Source organism: Corynebacterium sp. MSK297 (genome assembly GCF_030232885.1).
Classification (GTDB): domain Bacteria; phylum Actinomycetota; class Actinomycetes; order Mycobacteriales; family Mycobacteriaceae; genus Corynebacterium.
Map to the genome: position 1 here is coordinate 36,652 of NZ_JASPGD010000012.1, position 16,787 is coordinate 53,438.

At 57.0% G+C, this 16,787-nt stretch carries 14 protein-coding genes, 1 tRNA gene and 1 pseudogene; 9 read left to right on the top strand and 7 right to left on the bottom strand.

Annotation, left to right across the window (positions count from 1 at the left end; translation table 11 throughout):
* Positions 1-22: 22 nt before the first annotated feature.
* From QP888_RS09995 to QP888_RS10005, 3 genes are all read right to left on the bottom strand, one after another.
* Positions 23-718 carry an excalibur calcium-binding domain-containing protein gene (locus QP888_RS09995; RefSeq protein ID WP_284813442.1) on the bottom strand — a complete coding sequence of 232 codons (696 nt, stop codon included), beginning with the start codon at positions 716-718 and terminating at the stop codon, positions 23-25.
* A gap of 126 nt (positions 719-844) precedes the next feature.
* Complete coding sequence (locus QP888_RS10000) at positions 845-2,374, bottom strand: glutamate-cysteine ligase family protein (RefSeq protein WP_284813425.1); 1,530 nt, start codon at positions 2,372-2,374, stop codon at positions 845-847.
* A gap of 226 nt (positions 2,375-2,600) precedes the next feature.
* A complete protein-coding gene (locus QP888_RS10005; protein WP_284813426.1) occupies positions 2,601-3,110 on the bottom strand; it encodes a DinB family protein in 510 nt (169 codons plus the stop codon).
* Between the two features lie 295 nt (positions 3,111-3,405).
* Here QP888_RS10005 and QP888_RS10010 point away from each other — a divergent pair, with 295 nt between their 5' ends.
* Positions 3,406-3,933 (top strand): hypothetical protein, encoded by a 528-nt coding sequence (locus QP888_RS10010; protein ID WP_284585462.1) that lies wholly within the window; start codon positions 3,406-3,408, stop codon positions 3,931-3,933.
* An 82-nt stretch (positions 3,934-4,015) separates the two neighbouring features.
* On the opposite strand, the gene QP888_RS10015 is transcribed toward QP888_RS10010, so the two are convergent.
* Positions 4,016-5,380 (bottom strand): CitMHS family transporter, encoded by a 1,365-nt coding sequence (locus tag QP888_RS10015; RefSeq protein ID WP_284813428.1) that lies wholly within the window; start codon positions 5,378-5,380, stop codon positions 4,016-4,018.
* 347 nt (positions 5,381-5,727) lie between these two features.
* On the opposite strand from QP888_RS10015, the gene QP888_RS10020 reads away from it, so the two are divergent.
* The 6 genes from QP888_RS10020 to QP888_RS10045 all read left to right on the top strand — a co-directional run bounded on the left by QP888_RS10020 (position 5,728) and on the right by QP888_RS10045 (position 11,261).
* Positions 5,728-6,939 carry a bifunctional alpha/beta hydrolase/OsmC family protein gene (locus QP888_RS10020; RefSeq protein ID WP_284813429.1) on the top strand — a complete coding sequence of 404 codons (1,212 nt, stop codon included), beginning with the start codon at positions 5,728-5,730 and terminating at the stop codon, positions 6,937-6,939.
* Positions 6,940-7,073: 134 nt separating this feature from the next.
* On the top strand, positions 7,074-8,303 hold the full coding sequence (locus QP888_RS10025) for an acetyl-CoA C-acyltransferase (protein ID WP_284813430.1): 1,230 nt from the start codon (positions 7,074-7,076) through the stop codon (positions 8,301-8,303).
* Positions 8,304-8,410: 107 nt separating this feature from the next.
* The gene (locus QP888_RS10030; RefSeq protein WP_284813431.1) at positions 8,411-9,214 is read left to right on the top strand and encodes an enoyl-CoA hydratase; all 804 of its coding nucleotides are present in this window, start codon (positions 8,411-8,413) and stop codon (positions 9,212-9,214) included.
* 68 nt (positions 9,215-9,282) lie between these two features.
* Positions 9,283-10,113 (top strand): serine hydrolase domain-containing protein, encoded by an 831-nt coding sequence (locus tag QP888_RS10035; protein ID WP_284813432.1) that lies wholly within the window; start codon positions 9,283-9,285, stop codon positions 10,111-10,113.
* Positions 10,114-10,226: 113 nt separating this feature from the next.
* On the top strand, positions 10,227-10,349 hold the full coding sequence (locus QP888_RS10040) for a hypothetical protein (RefSeq protein WP_284813433.1): 123 nt from the start codon (positions 10,227-10,229) through the stop codon (positions 10,347-10,349).
* Positions 10,350-10,682: 333 nt separating this feature from the next.
* Positions 10,683-11,261 (top strand): hypothetical protein, encoded by a 579-nt coding sequence (locus tag QP888_RS10045; protein WP_284813434.1) that lies wholly within the window; start codon positions 10,683-10,685, stop codon positions 11,259-11,261.
* On the opposite strand, the gene QP888_RS10050 is transcribed toward QP888_RS10045, so the two are convergent.
* Together QP888_RS10050 and aceE are read right to left on the bottom strand one after the other, a co-directional pair.
* Positions 11,258-11,539 (bottom strand): acyl carrier protein, encoded by a 282-nt coding sequence (locus tag QP888_RS10050; RefSeq protein ID WP_284813436.1) that lies wholly within the window; start codon positions 11,537-11,539, stop codon positions 11,258-11,260. The genes QP888_RS10045 and QP888_RS10050 overlap by 4 nt on opposite strands.
* A gap of 455 nt (positions 11,540-11,994) precedes the next feature.
* Positions 11,995-14,766, bottom strand: a complete 2,772-nt coding sequence (aceE, locus tag QP888_RS10055) for a pyruvate dehydrogenase (acetyl-transferring), homodimeric type (RefSeq protein WP_284813437.1) — start codon at positions 14,764-14,766, stop codon at positions 11,995-11,997.
* A gap of 287 nt (positions 14,767-15,053) precedes the next feature.
* Between aceE and QP888_RS10060 the strand changes: the two genes are divergently transcribed.
* The gene (locus tag QP888_RS10060; protein ID WP_049148990.1) at positions 15,054-15,497 is read left to right on the top strand and encodes a DUF3052 domain-containing protein; all 444 of its coding nucleotides are present in this window, start codon (positions 15,054-15,056) and stop codon (positions 15,495-15,497) included.
* Positions 15,498-15,593: 96 nt separating this feature from the next.
* Positions 15,594-15,666 (top strand) — tRNA-Val (locus tag QP888_RS10065).
* A 168-nt stretch (positions 15,667-15,834) separates the two neighbouring features.
* Here QP888_RS10065 and QP888_RS10070 read toward each other — a convergent pair.
* Positions 15,835-16,725: pseudogene (locus QP888_RS10070) on the bottom strand (IS1249 family transposase); the annotation flags it as partial.
* Positions 16,726-16,787: the final 62 nt, after the last annotated feature.

Here is a 16,787-nt window from a genome sequence, read left to right on the forward strand (position 1 = left end):
GTATTGCCAAAAGCTAAGGTTCTTATTCGCAGGCTACTCCGTCACCGTCACGGTCTAACTTGGTGCTATAGCCTGGATTTCCTCGGTACAGCGGGGCAGCGCCAGCTGCACGTGCTGCAGCGCAGTTAGGGTAATAGGCGCTCGGAGCCGGAGCCGGAGCCGGAGCCGGAGCCGGTGCAGGTGCTGGAGCTGGTGCTGGTTCAATATGTTGTTGTTGCTCTGCTGGCTCCGAAGGGAGTATTGGGCTTGGCTCGTCGACATATTTTTCAGGTACATGAGAACCACTAGAGGTGCTTGTCTTCGTGCTAGAAGACTTGCTAGAAGACTTGGTGGAAGACTTTGTAGTTTTCCGAGTCGTGGAACTTGCGGAAGTTGTGGTCGTTGACTTCCTGGTAGAAGATTCCGTCGGGGTACTCGACGAACTAGTCGTAGCAGCAGGCTTGTTATCTGGTTGCTTTGTTTCTTCAGTTGGCGGAAACAGAATCAATCCAAGTACAAAAAAGAGAATGGATACAGGGGTAACGATCTTCCAATGCCGATTAAGTGCTGAGGACGGGTTTGAGCGATCTCGACGTTCATGCAACAAGAACCAGGCCCCAGGGATTGTGATTGCCAGTCCAATTAAGATGGCTGCGAAGAAGCCCGCAAACCCACCGTACGTAGGTGAGGTAATAAGAATCAGGAATCCGAACCCAACGGAAACCCAGGCAAGGGCCATTTTGATGCGAGAGCCATTACCAGGTTGCTGGGTAGAAAATTGTCCAGGGGTGGTCAACGTAAGGCCTTTCAATTATTTGCCAGGAACTTGAACAGAATACCCTAGAAAATAAAGAGAAAGTTACGTTTAGCTGATATCGGTGGACCAGGTGTGCACCGGCTCGCCGGACTTCTGATTGTCGATATAAGCGCTGAGCATGAGGGCGATGGCTTGCTGACGCAGCGTGCTATCCGGGCCGTCATGATCCCCGGCAGAAACATTGGCACCAGCCTCAGCCCTCAGCGCAGCGGTCACATTATCGAGTGCTGCTAGTTGCCAGGTTGCGCCATTTTGTCGGTTCCGTGCACGCCCTTCGATGATCCCCAGATGCTTCTGAATCAGCGCCGGAGCCACCTCGAGTTGCTTCAAGCCCTGCTCAGCTTGCTCCAACAAGTGATCGGTTACCAATTCGGCGACGGGGATAGTTCCCAACGTCGGCCAGGTCATGTTTCCATGGATGCCATCGCGGGCACCGGCGAAGAAGTTGTTCGCCGCATCCTCGAAAGACAAACGCGACCACACAGGTCGTGTCTGGCCGACGAGGAAGTTCACTAGGCCGTAGTAAAAAGCAGCATCGGCAACGATGTCCGCCACGGTGGGGCCAGCGGGCAACAGGCGGTTTTCCACGCGGATATGGGACAGCTCCGTGTTCGGATCATAAATTGGGCGGTTCCAGCGCCAGATGGTGCCGTTTTGCATATTCAGGTAGTGCAAACCAGGTTTGCTATCGGTGACTATCGGAGTGCCGGATTCCACGCGATCTTCAGGTAGCAATGGCGAAAAGTAGCGCACGTTTTCTTCGAAGAGATCGAAAGCACTGGTTATCCAGCGTTCGCCGAACCACACGCGCGGGCGTACACCTTGCGTCACCAATTCCGGGGTTCGGGTATCGATGGATTGCTGGAAGACAGGGACGCGGGACTCATGCCAGAGTTTGTGCCCGGCGAAAAGCGGGGAATTCGCGCTCAGCGCGGTTTGCACACCCGCGATGGCTTGCGAGGCATTCCACGCGGCCGCGAAATGGTTCGGGGAAACCTGCAGGTGTAGCTGGATCGACGTGCACGTGGATTCCGGGGCGATATCGTCAAAACCATGCTGGTATCTCTCCTGGCCTTCCAGCTCAATATGGACGAGCTCGCCGCGTGATTCCATCACAGAATTCGACAGCGCCTTGTAGCGGTTCTCGGAGGTCATCCAGGCTGGATCTTCTAGAAACTCCGTGGTTACGCTGGGAAGCGTACCGATCATGGCGACCTCCGCATCAGCCTTGTTCGCGGCCGCGCGCACAGTGTTGAGCCGCTGGTTTAGCCCGTCTTCCAGGTCTTGCAAGCCGGTGCCAGAAATCGATAGTGGAGGGTGGTTCATCTCCACGTTATAGGCGCCGATTTCCGACTGGTATTCGTCGTCAAGCGCAGCCAATACGTCGCCGTTGCATGTCTTGGGCTGCATATTCTTGTCGACGAGATTGAGCTCGAGTTCCAGCCCGATGGTGCCCTGATCGATGAATTCGGCCTGTTGCAAATGGCGGTCGAAGACCTCGAGATCGTCGATCAAACGTTGGCGGTAGCGCGTGCGCTGGCGCGGTGTATAGGACTCGGTACTGACTGCATCACCCATGCTGGCCAAGTATAGACCGGCGTGTGCTGGGGATTCCGACTTTTATGCAGTGCCGGGACGGGCGAGGTGGAATGGGGCGACTTTATACTTCTTTATACTTTCGGCCAATTTATAAATAAGTATAAAGTGGGGCCTGATGTCTTTTACGGCGCCTGGTTTCGGGGACTATATCCGCAAGCTGATCGGCGCCGATGAATAAAATCCGCCCAAAGTAGGTCGACGTTCGCTATATCCGCATCCCGGCGACATAAGTGGCTTGCGCGAGGTGCGCGGTGGCGTCGTCAATAATTGACACCAAGCGGGTGCCGCGGCTGATCGGTTGGCCTTCATATTCGGCGATGATGTCACCGAGATCATTATCAGCGAGGCTGCCGCAGTAGGCGGCTAATGCATCGAGCGTTGCAGCTACATAGCTGCGCAGATGCTCGAAGTCTGCAGCATCCTGGAGCTGGATCTTCGCGGCATCGTCGGCAGAATGCCCATAACCCAGGCTGTCGCCGGCGTCGCCAAGCGCCAGGGCAGCCCGGCACTGGTTGGAATACCACAGCTCGTCGTCGCCGGTAAGGGCCGACAGCTGTACATCAATCTCGCGTCCGGTGTGCCAGAGCAACCAGGCGATGGAATTGGGGTGCCCCTCCGGATGTTGGTTGAGCTGCTCGGTACTAAGGACGGGTAGTGCGGTGAGCACGTCTTTCGGGCGGGCTGCGAAGTCAAGCAGTACGTCGATTCCGTTCATGCGCCCCATCGTAGTGCTCACTAGTTATCGCGGCAGCAACTCCGCAATGCCTGGGCAAAGCGAGACCGGGGGGCGGTGGCGATGGTGGTGAGGGGAGCGGTGGGTGTTTTTCACAAGCCACAGGCTACGGAGCTAATTTTGACTTGTAGCGCGCAGTAGAAATGCTTTCTCGTGTTTTTCCTTGCTCTGGCGAAGTAAAACGAGGATTGATACTGTGAGGTCAGTCAATTTCTATGGGGGAGGGAATTTGCCGTTCATGTGTGGAACTGAACTGGCGGCAAACAAAGATTAGGATATGAAGCATGAAGATGATCCGCAAAATTCTCGACGACGTGACGAAGATTCACACGTTGCAAACTCCGCGGGTGGAGCAGGCAGCTCGCGAGATGCACTTGAGGTCAGCGACCAGAACTCAGCGCGCCTTTGGCCGAGTCGGGGGACGGATCAATTACCAGATGAGCAGGTACTCACAGGAACTGGAAGATTCGCGGCGGTAGCTTTCCACGGCCCAATTCCGCCGCCTTCGGTAATCGAGGACTACAACCGGATATCTGAGGGTGCTGGTAGTCAGATTCTCAGAGACGCCCATGAAGACGCGGTGCAAGACAGAGAAGTCAGTAGAAAATCTTTTGAGTTTGCGATTTTTGAGTCTAAGGTGAGACTTGTTGCAGCGGTAATGCTGCCTCTAATTGCTTTCTTGTTCATCTCCTTATTTTTATTTTTCCTGGAGCCACCGGAATCATTAGTCGGTGCAGGGGTTGCAGGCATTGGCGGGATTACGCCGTTAGTTCATGCGCTACTCAATCGAGGCAAACATGAATGAGAACCTTGGTTTTTGCTTCGATTGAACTTACTAGGGAATGCTTTACGTAACCCCTACGCCACCAGACAGGCGGCAATAACCCCTATGCCAGCATTCCCGTTGCAAAGGCGATACCCACGATAATTACGGAGAATACCCACGCGATCGGGAAGGCCAGCTTCAGGTAGCGGCCCATCTGCGCGTTTGCCAGGCCGAGTGCCAGCCATAATGCTGGGGAGAACGGCGAGACGAACGTACCAATCACATTGCCCAGAATCAGCGCGCTGGCAGCACCTAGGCCGGAAATATCGTAGGCGGCGACGGTTTCTTGCACGATTGGCAGCACCGAGAAGTAATACGCATCAGTCGAGGTCAACAGGTCCAGCGGCACGCCCAGCATGCCGACGGCAACGTGCAGGTACGGCCCGGCGGCTTCCGGCAGCACGTTAATCAGGGACAGCGCGATGGCTTCCAGCATCCCGGTTTCGTTCAGCACGCCCAGGAACATCGCGGCGGCGATAATGATTCCGGCCATCGACAGCGCATTTGGTGCGTGCCGCTTCAGCGCATCGGCCTGCTCTGCCTGCGAGGTGAAGTTGATGATCAACGCTAGCGTGGCGGCAATGAGGAACGTCGGTGCAGGAGGCAACAGCCCTGCCAGCAACACCACCAGCGCGGCCACAACTACCAGCACGTTAAGCACCGTCGGCACGGTGCCGGAGCGGAATTTGTAGCCTTGTTCGAGTTGTTTTTCGCGTTGCTTCTGCTCAAATTCGTCGGCAATCGCGTGCACGTCAATGCTGTCAGTGGCGGGAAGCTCACCAGCAGCCTGCAGCGCGCTAATCCGGCGCTTTTCCCGTATACCCAGCGCAAAAGCGATGGCCACCACGAACAACAACGCCAGCCCTTGCATCGGGATCAGGTGCATCCAAACTGTGTTCGTGTCTTGTGAGATCACCGCACCCGCGCGCCCCAGCGGCCCGCCCCATGGCACCATGTTCATCACGGAAGCCGCCAGCGCGACGATGGTCAGCAGCACATACCGCGACATATGCAGCGCCTGATAGAGCGGCAGCAGCGCGGGGATTGTGAGCAAAAACGTCGTCGAGCCTGAACCGTCTAGGTGTGCAACCACACCAATGAGCCCCGTGCCGACGGCTACTGCCACCACGTTTCCGCGCGTGGTTTTGATCAGCGTGCGGATGATCGGAGTGAACAGCCCGACGTCTTGCAGGATGCCGAAGAAGATGATCGCGAAGATGAACATCACGACGACCTTCATCACTGAACCCAGGCCCTCTTCGAAGAACGTCGAGAGATCTTCCAGCCCAAACCCGGTGATAAACGCACCGATGACTGGCACCAGTGTCATCGGAATCAACGGGTGGGTTTTGCCGCGGATCAAAATACCGACGGTGGTGCCTACAATAAGCAGACCCATGAGGGTCAGGCCGAGTTCTGATTGCATGGCATCAGATTAGCGGGTCTGAAGTGCACACCACATTTCACGGACAAGAAAGATTCATGTCAGCCGCGCAAGATTAAAATCGATAGTGAATTCGTATCTATTGCAGTGCATGTGATGCTTTAGTAGAATGAAGGCAACATGACCGGTTCCGCTGCCCACTTTGATGTGGGAGCCCAGGGCCGGTCTTTGTCATAGGCAGGAGCTAGGGGTGGAGCGGGCCTGCCCCCGACGTGTCCACTTTCCGGGGGCAGGCTGAGAGCTGGGTTGATGCCGTGGTCGGCGGTGGATTAGTTTGGTGTGACGGGATAGGCCACGAAATTGCCGCCACACCGGAGTAGTCTGGCGCTATGACTCAACGGCAAAACTTCACCATTGAAGGCCACCATGGCACCGAGTTAGCGGCACGGTTGGATAGTCCGGCCAACCCGAGTGCGTATGCCTTGTTGGCGCATTGTTTTACCTGCTCAAAGGATTCTCCGGCGACGTCGCGCATCGCTAAGCAGTTGGTGCAGGAAGATATCGCGGTGCTACGGATTGATTTCGCGGGGCTGGGGAATTCCGAAGGTAATTTCGAAGATTCCACGTTTTCTGCCGACGCCCAGGATGTGGTGGCGGCCGCGGAGTGGTTGGAGGAACATTATCAAGCCCCACAGTTGCTGATTGGTCATTCGCTCGGTGGTGCGGCGGCGTTGGCTGCGGCTGCCGATATTGATTCGTTGCGTGCGGTGGTCACCATCGCCGCGCCGTACGACCCGGAGCACGTCACAGGTTTGTTTGCTGGTGCACTGGGCGATATCGCTGAAGATGGCTCGGCATCGGTGAAAATTGGTGGCAAGACCGTCTGCGTCGGGCAGGGGCTTGTCGACGACCTTCGCGGATTTGATCAAAAAGAGCGCATTGCGGCGATTGATGTGCCATTGCTGGTCATGCATTCGAACGCGGATGAGTTGGTGGATATTCACAATGCGCAGGGGATTTATCGCGCGGCACACACCGTGAAGTCGTTTATCATGCTGGACGGCGTGGATCACTTGCTCAACAAGGATAAGCAGGCGCAGCACGCCGCGCAGATGCTGGCTGGTTGGGCTCGGCCCTATTTCCCGGATATCCCGGATGTGGACAGCGATGACTGCGCCGATGAGCGCTACAGCTACACCAAGGAAGGCGTTGTTGAAGCACGACTGACTGGTGATGGTGATTTCGCCACTGAGCTTCGAGCCGGAAATCATCGCTGGATCGCGGACGAGCCGGCGAGTGTGCCCGGGGCTAAAGATACTGGCCCGAACCCGTATGACATGCTGCAAGCATCGCTGGCTACGTGCACCGCGATGACGATGGGCATGTATGCTCGACGCAAGAAGTGGGACATGGGTGATACTAAAGTCACCGTGACCCATGAGCGCGACAAACAGGGCGTGACGACGTTTACCCGCGTGCTGCATTTTGATTCTGCATTGAGCGATGAGCAGCAAAAGAAGCTCATGGCGATCTCCGAAAAGTGCCCAGTGCACAAGACATTGCATGGCGAGATCCATATTGCGACGGAAACCAGCGGCTAGCCGTCGACGGCAGAGCCATCATGTAGTTGGTATCCCATTATTCACGTAGTATGTGTTGCATCACTCTTCAGTGGGCGAAATAAAACGCGCGCCGAAGATTTCTCGAATGCGTATGACGCGGAAGGTGATGGACCATGACTGCACAGGAGAACACACCAGCTAGCGCTGCAGAAACAGCTGCTGCGGACGATATCGTCATCGTCGGTGCTGCCCGGACGCCATTTGGAAAGCTATTGGGCGGGCTTTCTTCCCTGCCTGCCACCGAACTCGGCGCGCACGCCACACAGGCTGCCTTGCACAACGCTGGTATTGACCCTGAAGTTGTCGACGCCTTGATCTTTGGGCAAGTGTTGCAGGCTGGCGCGGGGCAAAATCCTGCGAAACAAATTGCCCTGGGTGCGGGAATTTCCCGACGTGCGCACACCACTACCGTGAATAAGGTGTGCTTGTCAGGCCTGAGCTCCATCATTGATGGGGCTCGTTTGCTGCGTAGCAATGAAGCCGATGTGGTCGTCGCTGGCGGTGCCGAATCGATGTCTAATGCTCCGCATCTGCTGACGTCGTCACGTGCTGGCAAGAAATTCGGCAATATTGTCGGTGTTGATCACATGGCGCATGACGGCCTGGTAGATGCTGACATGGGCATTTCCATGGGTGAGTTGACCGAGAATTATGCCGAGGAATATCCGGTCAGCGCAGAAGAAGAAAACGCCTGTGCTGCACGCTCACACCAGAATGCGGCGCGGGCACGGGATAACGGTACCTTCGAGAAAGAAATCGCCCCGGTGACCGTGAAAACTCGGAATGGTGAGGTCACGGTGGATGCTGATGAAGGCATTCGCGATGGTGTGACCGCGGAAAAGCTGGCCAATTTGCCTGCCGCATTCGTCAAAGATGGCTCGATCACCGCCGGTAATTCTTCGCCCATCACTGATGGTGCCGCAGCCGTGGTACTGACCCGCCGAAGCCACGCGCGCAAGCAAGGGTGGGCGGTGCTGGCTACCTTGCGGGCGCCAGGCCAGGTGGCAGGCCCTGATGGCTCCTTGCAGACCCAACCGGCAACTGCGTTGGAGGCTGCGCTTGCTCGCCAGGGCTGGAGCGTTAGTGACCTGGACTTGGTGGAAATTAACGAGGCCTTCGCGGCTGTCGTGGTGAAATCCGCGCAGCAGCTTGGGTTAGACCCGGAGACGGTGAATCGTTCGGGTGGTGCTATTGCCCTGGGCCACCCGATTGGTGCCTCGGGTGCTCGTTTGGTGGTACACGTGGCGCATCTTTTGGCCTCTGGTAAGGCACAGCGCGCCGGGGTGGCTTTGTGCGGTGGCGGCGGCCAAGGTGAGGCGTTGCTTTTGGACGCTGCGAAATAAAGCTGGGCGCGCGCAATCAGAGCGATAGTGAAAAGCTAACCTGTCACACAGATGTGTGGCTCAAGCGAGTTACGCACATGATCACGTTTCACAAGGAGGAGATCCTCATGGCTACACACAACGATATTACTGCCCATAACGATTTTGAGACTATTCAGACGGAGACCCGCGGCCGAGTAGGCATCATTACGCTGGACCGCCCCAAAGCATTGAACGCTTTGAATCAGCAGCTCATGCTCGAGGTGATTTCCGCAGCACAAGAGTTTGACGGTGACGACGGCATCGGTTGCATCGTGCTCACCGGATCCGAGAAAGCCTTCGCAGCCGGCGCTGATATCAAAGAAATGGCGAATAAATCTGCCACTGAAATGTACATGTCGGATTGGTTTTCCGAATGGGAACAGCTGACGCAGGTACGTACACCGTTGATCGCGGCGGTGAATGGTTATGCGTTGGGCGGTGGCTGCGAGCTGGCCATGATGTGCGATTTCATTATCGCCGGGGACAAGGCACGATTCGGCCAGCCAGAAATCAACCTGGGAGTCCTGCCAGGCATGGGTGGTACGCAACGGTTGACCCGCACCGTCGGCAAAGCAAAGGCAATGGAAATGTGCCTGACTGGCCGCATGATGGAGGCAGCAGAAGCCGAGCGTGTTGGTTTGGTTGCCCGAGTTGTCGAGGCAGACAAGCTTGTCGACGAAGCCGTGTCCGTTGCCGAGACCATTGCGAATAAGTCGCTGGTGGCAACAACGATGGTGACAGAGGCCGTTGATGCAGCATATGAAACCACTTTGCGCCAGGGGCTGCTGCAGGAGCGGCGTTTGTTCCATTGTGCTTTTGCCTCGGAAGATCAGAAAGAAGGAATGGATGCCTTCGCCAACAAGCGTGATCCGGAGTTCAAGCACCGTTAGTGCACTTCGCATGCTGCGCACTGTAATCACCGCCCGCTGGATCTTCTGCTGCGTTTAAACTGGTGAACATGACAAACCAGGAACCACTGACATCTTTCGAAAAAATCGCTGACTGGCCGGCCGACAACGTTGCTGCTGCGCTGATTCGTGACGGGGAGGTCGCCCACACCCTGGGCGATGACGAGCATGTTTTTGCTGTGGCATCGGTGACTAAGCCGGTGGCCGCGTATGGCTTTGCCATGGCCGTAGAAGAAGGCGTGTTTGCCTGGGATACGCCGGTTGGTCCTGAGGGGGTTACGGTGCGCCATCTGCTCGCACATGCCAGTGGGATCGGAAAAGATGCGGAACACCCGGATCGTGCCCCGGAGGACCGCCGCATTTATTCGTCCGCGGGGTTCGAGGTGCTGCAGGAAAAGCTTGAGGACGAAACCGGCATGGATTGTGCCGAATACCTGAAGTTAGGGCTGTTCGAACCGTTAGGTATGAACAACACTGTGCTGAAAGGTTCGTCTGGTTACGCGTTGGAAACTACCGCGGCTGACCTGGCTCGATTTGCCCAGGAAGTGCTGGAGCCGAGTTTGCTGGACCCGTCGACGGTAAAAGAGATGCTGACACCGCAGTTTGCGGACTTGCGCGGTATTGTTCCGGGCTACGGCATGCAGAAACCGTGTCTGTGGGGGCTTGGTTTTGAAATTCATGGCGCGAAGAATCCGCACTGGATGGGGACGGAGTTGCCGGACAATGCCGTTGGGCATTTTGGCATGAACGGTTCTTTCCTCTGGTTGGTGCCAACCACAAAGACCGCGCTGCTCGCTTTGACTGACAAGGACTTCGGTGAGTGGGCGAAGCCATTGTGGGCGGAAACGAACGACGCGATCTGGAAAGAACTAACTGCTTAAGCCTGGTGTGGCGGCCGGTTATCCCGCGGCCTAACAGACCCAACGCTTTAAGCCTGCTTCTGGAAAAATTTCCAGGACAGCAGGTTTTCCGATGGAACGGCCTTGAACCAGGTATGTCCGTTGTTGACTTGCGGGCTGACGATGGTGGCGAACTCGTCGAAGACCTCGCGCGAAATCCCACGGACGTGGATGGTGCGGAGGTCGAAACCACCCCAAAATTACGAATATTTTTGTAACGCGCTGGGATTTTTATGCGTGATCTGGCTTTCCACGCATGGTGTAGAAGTGAACTAGTGGGATTACAGTGATGTAACTTTCTGAGCTGCAGGTACGGCGAAACCTTCAAGTGCTGCTTGATAGATCGGGGGGTTAAAGATGTTATCGAGGGTTGCTAGTGGGGTGGGAGGGATAGTTGAATCATTCCTGGCGCAAGCGAGAGCGAGCACGTTGGGGAAGACGATGCTCGTCTGGCACCGCTTTCCGCCTGTCATGGTCATGTGATCGTTACGCGGTCATGTTCGTGACAGGCGGGCATTATCCGGGCAACAGTGTCGCGGGTGGTGGGTGCTGTGCACATTCGAAGGGTCGTGAACCTGCAGATGGCATTACTCGCTGCTTTCTATCAGCCCGCGCGCCTGCGGGCTGCCCTGACGTCGGCAAGCGCTGAAGAGTTGGTCCGTCCTGTCGTAGTGGCGGGCGAGGTGGAAACCCAGCGGTCTGCGGCTTCGGAGCCTAGCAACGCGCGTCTGCCCGGTTATAGCGAGGCAGTGTTGCTTGTCGACGCTATGCCTAGTCGTTTTCGGCCTGCCGTCGAACGCGCGATGGCGGTGTGCCTGCGTTCGGAGCCGGTGGATGCGCCGTGTGGTACGGATCCGCTGACCGCCGATTGGTGTACCCGTTGGGTGCGCGATGTGCGGAGGGCCCAGCCGGAGCCTTCTACCCAGGATTTTCGCTGCGATGGGGAAGTCGCGGACGGGAAGCTGGAAGCTATGGGCACCGCAGCGACATCGGCGGCTGGGGAGGTCACGGTCGGGTGCTCGCAACTAATTTGCGCACCGACTGCGGAATTAATTCGGCTGCGTGGAATGGTGGAGCAACTGGCTGCCCGTGGCGGTTTTCGCGCGCGGTTGATGATCCGTGAAGATTAGCTTTTCGTGCCGGTGCTGCCGTTTGCACTGTTCCCGCTGTGCTCGTCAATATGAGAAATGATATCTGCGACTGTCGACCAATCGCGTACGGTATTTTCTTCGAGCCGCACCTTGAATTCGTCTTCGACTTTGACGACGAGCTCGATCATCGATAGTGAATCAATCGCGAGGTCACGCAGCTTGGCGTCGCGGGTGATGTCGTCGCTATCTGCTGCGCTGGCCTCATCGAGCAGGGGAACCAGGCGGGTAAAAGTGTCGAGCTTATCGGCGAGATCCATGCTGCCAGTCTAGATCATGGGTGTGGCCTGTTGGCGCGGTGCTGGGCTACGAGGGTACGGAGAAACTTTAGCGCCGTAGAGAAACCCGCATCACGCTTAACTTGCAACCGGAAATAGAACCTGTGAGCACCACACGTGGAGCTTGTGGGTGTGGCGTAAATCAATATGAACGGTCCCACCCGAAGCCGCAAACTATTGGCGCTGCTGCGGCGATGGGCTCGACATCGTGTCACTAATCCAATGATTTAAGCAATGTGGGCATAATACGTCGGTTAACCCTTGGCATCTTGGCCGGAGATATACATGACTAAACCCCGGCGAGAGGACTCTATGCGGTGAATAGCGTGAAAGCCTCCAGCCGGGGCACGCCAGCTGGCCTGGTAGCCTGCTAGCCAGCAAGCACGCTGGCCAACCAGCCGGGGAAAGCCAGCCGACAAAAATTAGCCAGCTACTGCTTAGGCCTTAGTCGGATCATCCAAGTGGAATTTCTTGGCTGCCTTCTCGGCAACCTCTTCGTCCACGGTGCCTTCCTTGGCCAGGTTCAGCAGGGTAGCGACGACGATGGATTCGGCATCGATGTTGAAGTAGCGGCGCGCAGCCTCGCGGGTATCGGAGAAACCGAAGCCGTCGGCGCCCAGTGCGGTGTAGGTGCCTGGCACGTATGGGCGCAGCTTCTTCTGCAGGTCGGTGCCGAAGTCGGAAACACCAACGAATGGGCCGTCGAAGCCTTCCAGCTGCTTGGTCACGAATGGCTTTTCTGGGTTGATCTTGCCCTGCTGCAGCGCTTCCTTGTTGCGTGCGGCAGCTTCGCGGGCCAGCTCGATCCAGGAGGTCACGGAGAACACAGACGCCTTGACGTCGAAATCTTCGGCCAGGATCTTCTGTGCGCGCAGTGCTTCTACCATGCCCACACCAGAGGCCAAGATGTTGGCCGGGATCGAGCCAGATTCTGCCGTGTTGTAGTGGTAGATGCCGCGGTGCAGGCCTTCGACGTCCAGGTTTTCCGGCTCGGCAGGCTGGTCCATTGGCTCGTTGTAGACGGTGAGGTAGTAGATGACGTCCTCGCCGCCTTCTGGGCCGTACATGCGGTCGATGCCGCGGTGCACCAGGTGCGCGATTTCGTAGGCGAAGGCCGGATCATAGGTCACCACTGCCGGGTTGGTGGCAGCCAGCATTGGTGAGTGCCCGTCCATGTGCTGCAGACCTTCACCGGTCAGAGTGGTGCGACCGGCAGTGGCACCGATCAGGAAGCCGCGGGCCATCTGGTCGCCAGCTGCCCAGATGCCGTCGCCGGTGCGCTGGAATCCGAACATCGAGTAGAAGATGTACAGCGGAATCATTGGCTCGCCATGGGTGGCATAGGAAGTACCGGCCGCGGTGAACGACGCCACCGAACCGGCCTCGTTGATGCCCTCGTGCAGCATCTGGCCGTCCTTAGCCTCGGTGTAGGACAACATCAGGTTGTGGTCCACTGGCACGTAGTTCTGGCCGTGCGGGTTGTAGATTTTCAGCGTCGGGAACCAGGAGTCCATACCGAAGGTGCGGGCCTCATCCGGGATGATCGGAACCACGCGCTTGCCCAGTTCCTTATCGCGCATGAGCTCTTTGAAGGTACGGACCAGCGCCATGGTGGTGGCAACCTGGTTCTTGCCGGAACCCTTGCGCACGCTGCGCAGCTTGTCCAGCGGTGGTACCTCGATTGGCGAATACTTCGTGCGGCGCTCCGGCAGGTAACCGCCGAGCTCTTTCCGACGCTCCAGCATGTACTTGATCTCGTCGGCGTCTTTGCCCGGGTGATAGTACGGCGGAACGGCTGGGTCCTTCTCCAGCTCTTCGTCGGTGAACGGGATGCCTTGCTTGTCGCGGAACTGCTTCAGATCGTCCAGGCCGATCTTCTTCATCTGGTGCGTGGCGTTACGGCCTTCGAAGTTGTGGCCCAGGCCGTAGCCCTTGATGGTCAGTGCCAGGATGGCGGTTGGGCGGCCATCCTTCTTTTCGGTGGCGCGCTTGTAAGCGGCGTAGATCTTTCGGTAGTCGTGGCCGCCGCGGCGCAGTGCCCAAATTTCCTCGTCGGTCATGTCTTCGACCAGCTTGGCGGTGCGCTCGTCGCGGCCGAAGAAGTGCTCGCGCACGTAGGCGCCGTCGTTGGCTTTGAAGGTCTGGTAGTCGCCGTCGGCGGTGGTGTTCATGATGTTGACCAGCGCGCCGTCTTTGTCAGCGGCGAACAGCTTGTCCCATTCGCGGCCCCAGACAATCTTGATCACGTCCCAGCCGGAGCCCAGGAAGAACGATTCCAGTTCCTGGACAATCTGCGAGTTACCACGCACTGGGCCGTCGAGACGCTGCAGGTTGCAGTTGACAATGAACGTGAGGTTGTCCAGTCCGTTCAGGGCTGCGAAGTGCACCAAGCCGCGGGATTCGGCTTCGTCCATCTCGCCGTCGCCCAGGAAGGCCCAGACGTGCTGGTCTGAGGTGTCTTTGATGCCGCGGTTTTCCAGGTACTTGTTAAAGCGCGCCTGGTAGATGGCATTCATTGGACCCAGGCCCATGGACACGGTAGGGAATTCCCAGAACCAGTCCATGCCCTTCGGGTGTGGGTAGGAAGGCAGGCCGTTGTTTGGGCCGCGGGAGACTTCCTGGCGGAAGCCGTCGAGGTCTTCTTCGTCCAAGCGGCCTTCTAGGTAGGCGCGGGCGTACATGCCGGGGGAGGCGTGGCCTTGGAAGAAGACCTGGTCGCCGCCGGAGGGGTGGTCCTTGCCCTTGAAGAAGTGGTTGTAGCCGACCTCATAGAGTGGGGCGGCGCCGGCGTAGGTGGAGATGTGGCCACCGACTTCGATGCCTTCGCGCTGTGCACGGTGCACCATCACCGCGGCGTTCCAGCGCATCCAACGACGGTAGCGCTTCTCGATCTCTTCATCGCCCGGGAATTCTGGTTCCTGGTCGGTGGGGATGGTGTTGACAAAGTCCGTCGACGTCAATGACGGCAGCGGCACACGCTTGGCCGAGGCTCGTTCCAGCAGGCGCAGCATGAGGTAACGCGCGCGGTCTGAAGAGGCGTTTTCCAGCAGCCCGTCGAGAGAGTCCATCCATTCCCGGGTTTCTTCCGGGTCTTGGTCATTGAGGTAGGAGGCAACGCCGTCCCGGATCAGTGGGTGGTTGGATTCGTCGCTACCGAAGTCCTGCGCGGGGTTTTTGTTGTTTGCAGAATTGTCAGAATGATCCGCCATGTTGTTCTCCTTGCACAGATATTTTGCACCAGTTTTGCACCGATAAGGCGCGCTCACCCTGCATAGCCTCGGGTTCGGGCCGTGTTTCACCGGTGGGCAACCGGTGTCGCGGCAGCGCGCGGGTGGGTGGTCTCTATGCTACCTGCGCCCACCGATGGTTGAACAACAGTAAGTAATTACGGCGGAATAACCCCGCATATCTCACATTTTCAGCGCTAGTCGTTGTAGGGTGAGGCTTGAAGCTGTAATCAAGCTGTAAGCGAGAAAACTCAGGAAGGATTAACACAGTGGTAGACACTCCGGGTGGCGAAGAGCGCACCCAGGATCTTGCACAACGCCTTGGCATCGAAAAAGGCATGGTGGTGCAGGAAGTTGGTTGGGACGAAGACTGCGATAGCAGCATTTCCGAAGCCATTGAGGACGTGATTGGCGAAGAGCTATTGGATGCAGATACCGATGAGCTTTGCGACGTCGTCTTGTTGTGGTGGCGTGAAGAGGATGGCGATCTTGTCGACGGTTTAGTGGATTCGATTACTCCGCTTGCCGACGGCGGCTGCATTTGGTTGCTTACTCCTGGCGCGCAGAAGCCGGGCACTGTGGAGCCTGGTGTGATCTCTGAATCTGCTCAGCTGGCTGGAATGGTGCAGACAAAGGCTGATCGCTTTGGTGATTGGCAGGCCTCGTGCTTGGTGGGCCGCGGCTATACCAAGTCCAAAGGCGCTTCTGTATAACGTTTCATAACCCCATAAAAATGCTTGCTGGCCTGGCGATTTGCCAAGGTTTATGGTGATCATGTTATGGTGTTCCAGTACCTCGCACAGAGGGATGCGGCTTTAGCTCAGCTGGAAGAGCAACTGGTTTACACCCAGTAGGTCGGGGGTTCGATCCCCTCAGGCCGCACAGTTGTGAAGTCTCGAGACATCGTTCCTATTTCGGTGTCTCGAGACTTTCTTCGTTTTGGGGGTTCGTTTTGGGATATGCGACAAAAAGTGTGTCTGGGGTTGCTACCCCCGTGTTGGGGTTGGGTTAAGTAGCAAGAATGTGTCTGATCGGCGTGTCGCCGATTCCCTAGATTTGGCCTTTCCGGATACCGATTGAGTGTGTGTATTCAACATCGATACCCTGGTCGTAGAGGGCTGGTCGTCCTGTTTGGTGGTCGGCTTCGTTCTCGTTGTGGGGCGTGGTGTTGACTTTGGCGAGTGCATCGCGCCCCCAGTTTTGTTGTTTGGCTATTTCGATAGGTGGTGTGGGGTTTTCGGTGTGCAGGTAGAGCCACCATTCGAGCATTCGTCGTTGTCGCTCTCCTGATCTGCCGCGGTGGAGTCTGGTCAGTAGTTTCAGTTGCGCGTTGACCCCGCCTTCTAGGCTGTTGGTAGTCGATGCCCACTGGTAGTTGTTGGTTGTTGGTGTTTGTGGTGGCTGGAGAAAGCTAAATAGCCATTGTTGCTGGTAGAGATGTTTCAGGCTGTTATAGGCCCTGCGCACGGATAGATGTGTGTATTCGCGCTTGCCGGTTGTGATGCTGAGTGTTTTTCATCCATCCATGTGCGGTAGACGGTGTCGAATTCTTGCAGGTGCGCGGTCCATTGTGTGGCTTGGTCAAGTGTGGTTATGCGTGTGAGGTCGAGGGCTAGTTTGTAGAGTGTTTTGCCGGCATCGGTGCGTGGTCGGGAGGTGAGATGTCTGCGTACGACGCGTTGGGCATGGACTAGGCATCGTTGGATGCGGGTTGTTGGCCAGGTTTGTTTGATGGCGTAATAGGCACCGCGGCCACCATCGAGGACCACCATGGCAGGGGCTTGTAGGGGTTCGAGAAGTTGCTGGTAGGCCGCGGTTGTTTCCTGGTGTGCCCATACCCAATTGACAACGTGGTTGCGTGTGGCGGCGATAAGAAGGCACCCGGCGCCGGTGTAGGTTTTCGTCAATAAAGATCTGGTCGTAGATGTGGGGTTGCCCGCAAATCGTGGACACGTAGTGGAGCTACCTAATGATTAGGCAGCTATTTCTTTTCTGCTGGTGGT

What these genes read in the sequence shown, in the direction of transcription:
- QP888_RS10005 (WP_284813426.1), bottom strand. Translation starts at nt 3,110, where the DNA reads ATGAACGGAATCGACGTACTGCTTGACTTCGCAGCCCGCCCGAAAGAC.
- QP888_RS10030 (WP_284813431.1), top strand. Translation starts at nt 8,411, where the DNA reads ATGGCTACACACAACGATATTACTGCCCATAACGATTTTGAGACTATT.
- QP888_RS10010 (WP_284585462.1), top strand. Translation starts at nt 3,406, where the DNA reads ATGAAGCATGAAGATGATCCGCAAAATTCTCGACGACGTGACGAAGAT.
- QP888_RS09995 (WP_284813442.1), bottom strand. Translation starts at nt 718, where the DNA reads ATGGCCCTTGCCTGGGTTTCCGTTGGGTTCGGATTCCTGATTCTTATT.
- QP888_RS10040 (WP_284813433.1), top strand. Translation starts at nt 10,227, where the DNA reads ATGTCCGTTGTTGACTTGCGGGCTGACGATGGTGGCGAACTCGTCGAA.
- QP888_RS10025 (WP_284813430.1), top strand. Translation starts at nt 7,074, where the DNA reads ATGACTGCACAGGAGAACACACCAGCTAGCGCTGCAGAAACAGCTGCT.
- QP888_RS10050 (WP_284813436.1), bottom strand. Translation starts at nt 11,539, where the DNA reads ATGGATCTCGCCGATAAGCTCGACACTTTTACCCGCCTGGTTCCCCTG.
- QP888_RS10020 (WP_284813429.1), top strand. Translation starts at nt 5,728, where the DNA reads ATGACTCAACGGCAAAACTTCACCATTGAAGGCCACCATGGCACCGAG.
- QP888_RS10015 (WP_284813428.1), bottom strand. Translation starts at nt 5,380, where the DNA reads ATGCAATCAGAACTCGGCCTGACCCTCATGGGTCTGCTTATTGTAGGC.
- QP888_RS10000 (WP_284813425.1), bottom strand. Translation starts at nt 2,374, where the DNA reads ATGGGTGATGCAGTCAGTACCGAGTCCTATACACCGCGCCAGCGCACG.
- aceE (WP_284813437.1), bottom strand. Translation starts at nt 14,766, where the DNA reads ATGGCGGATCATTCTGACAATTCTGCAAACAACAAAAACCCCGCGCAG.
- QP888_RS10035 (WP_284813432.1), top strand. Translation starts at nt 9,283, where the DNA reads ATGACAAACCAGGAACCACTGACATCTTTCGAAAAAATCGCTGACTGG.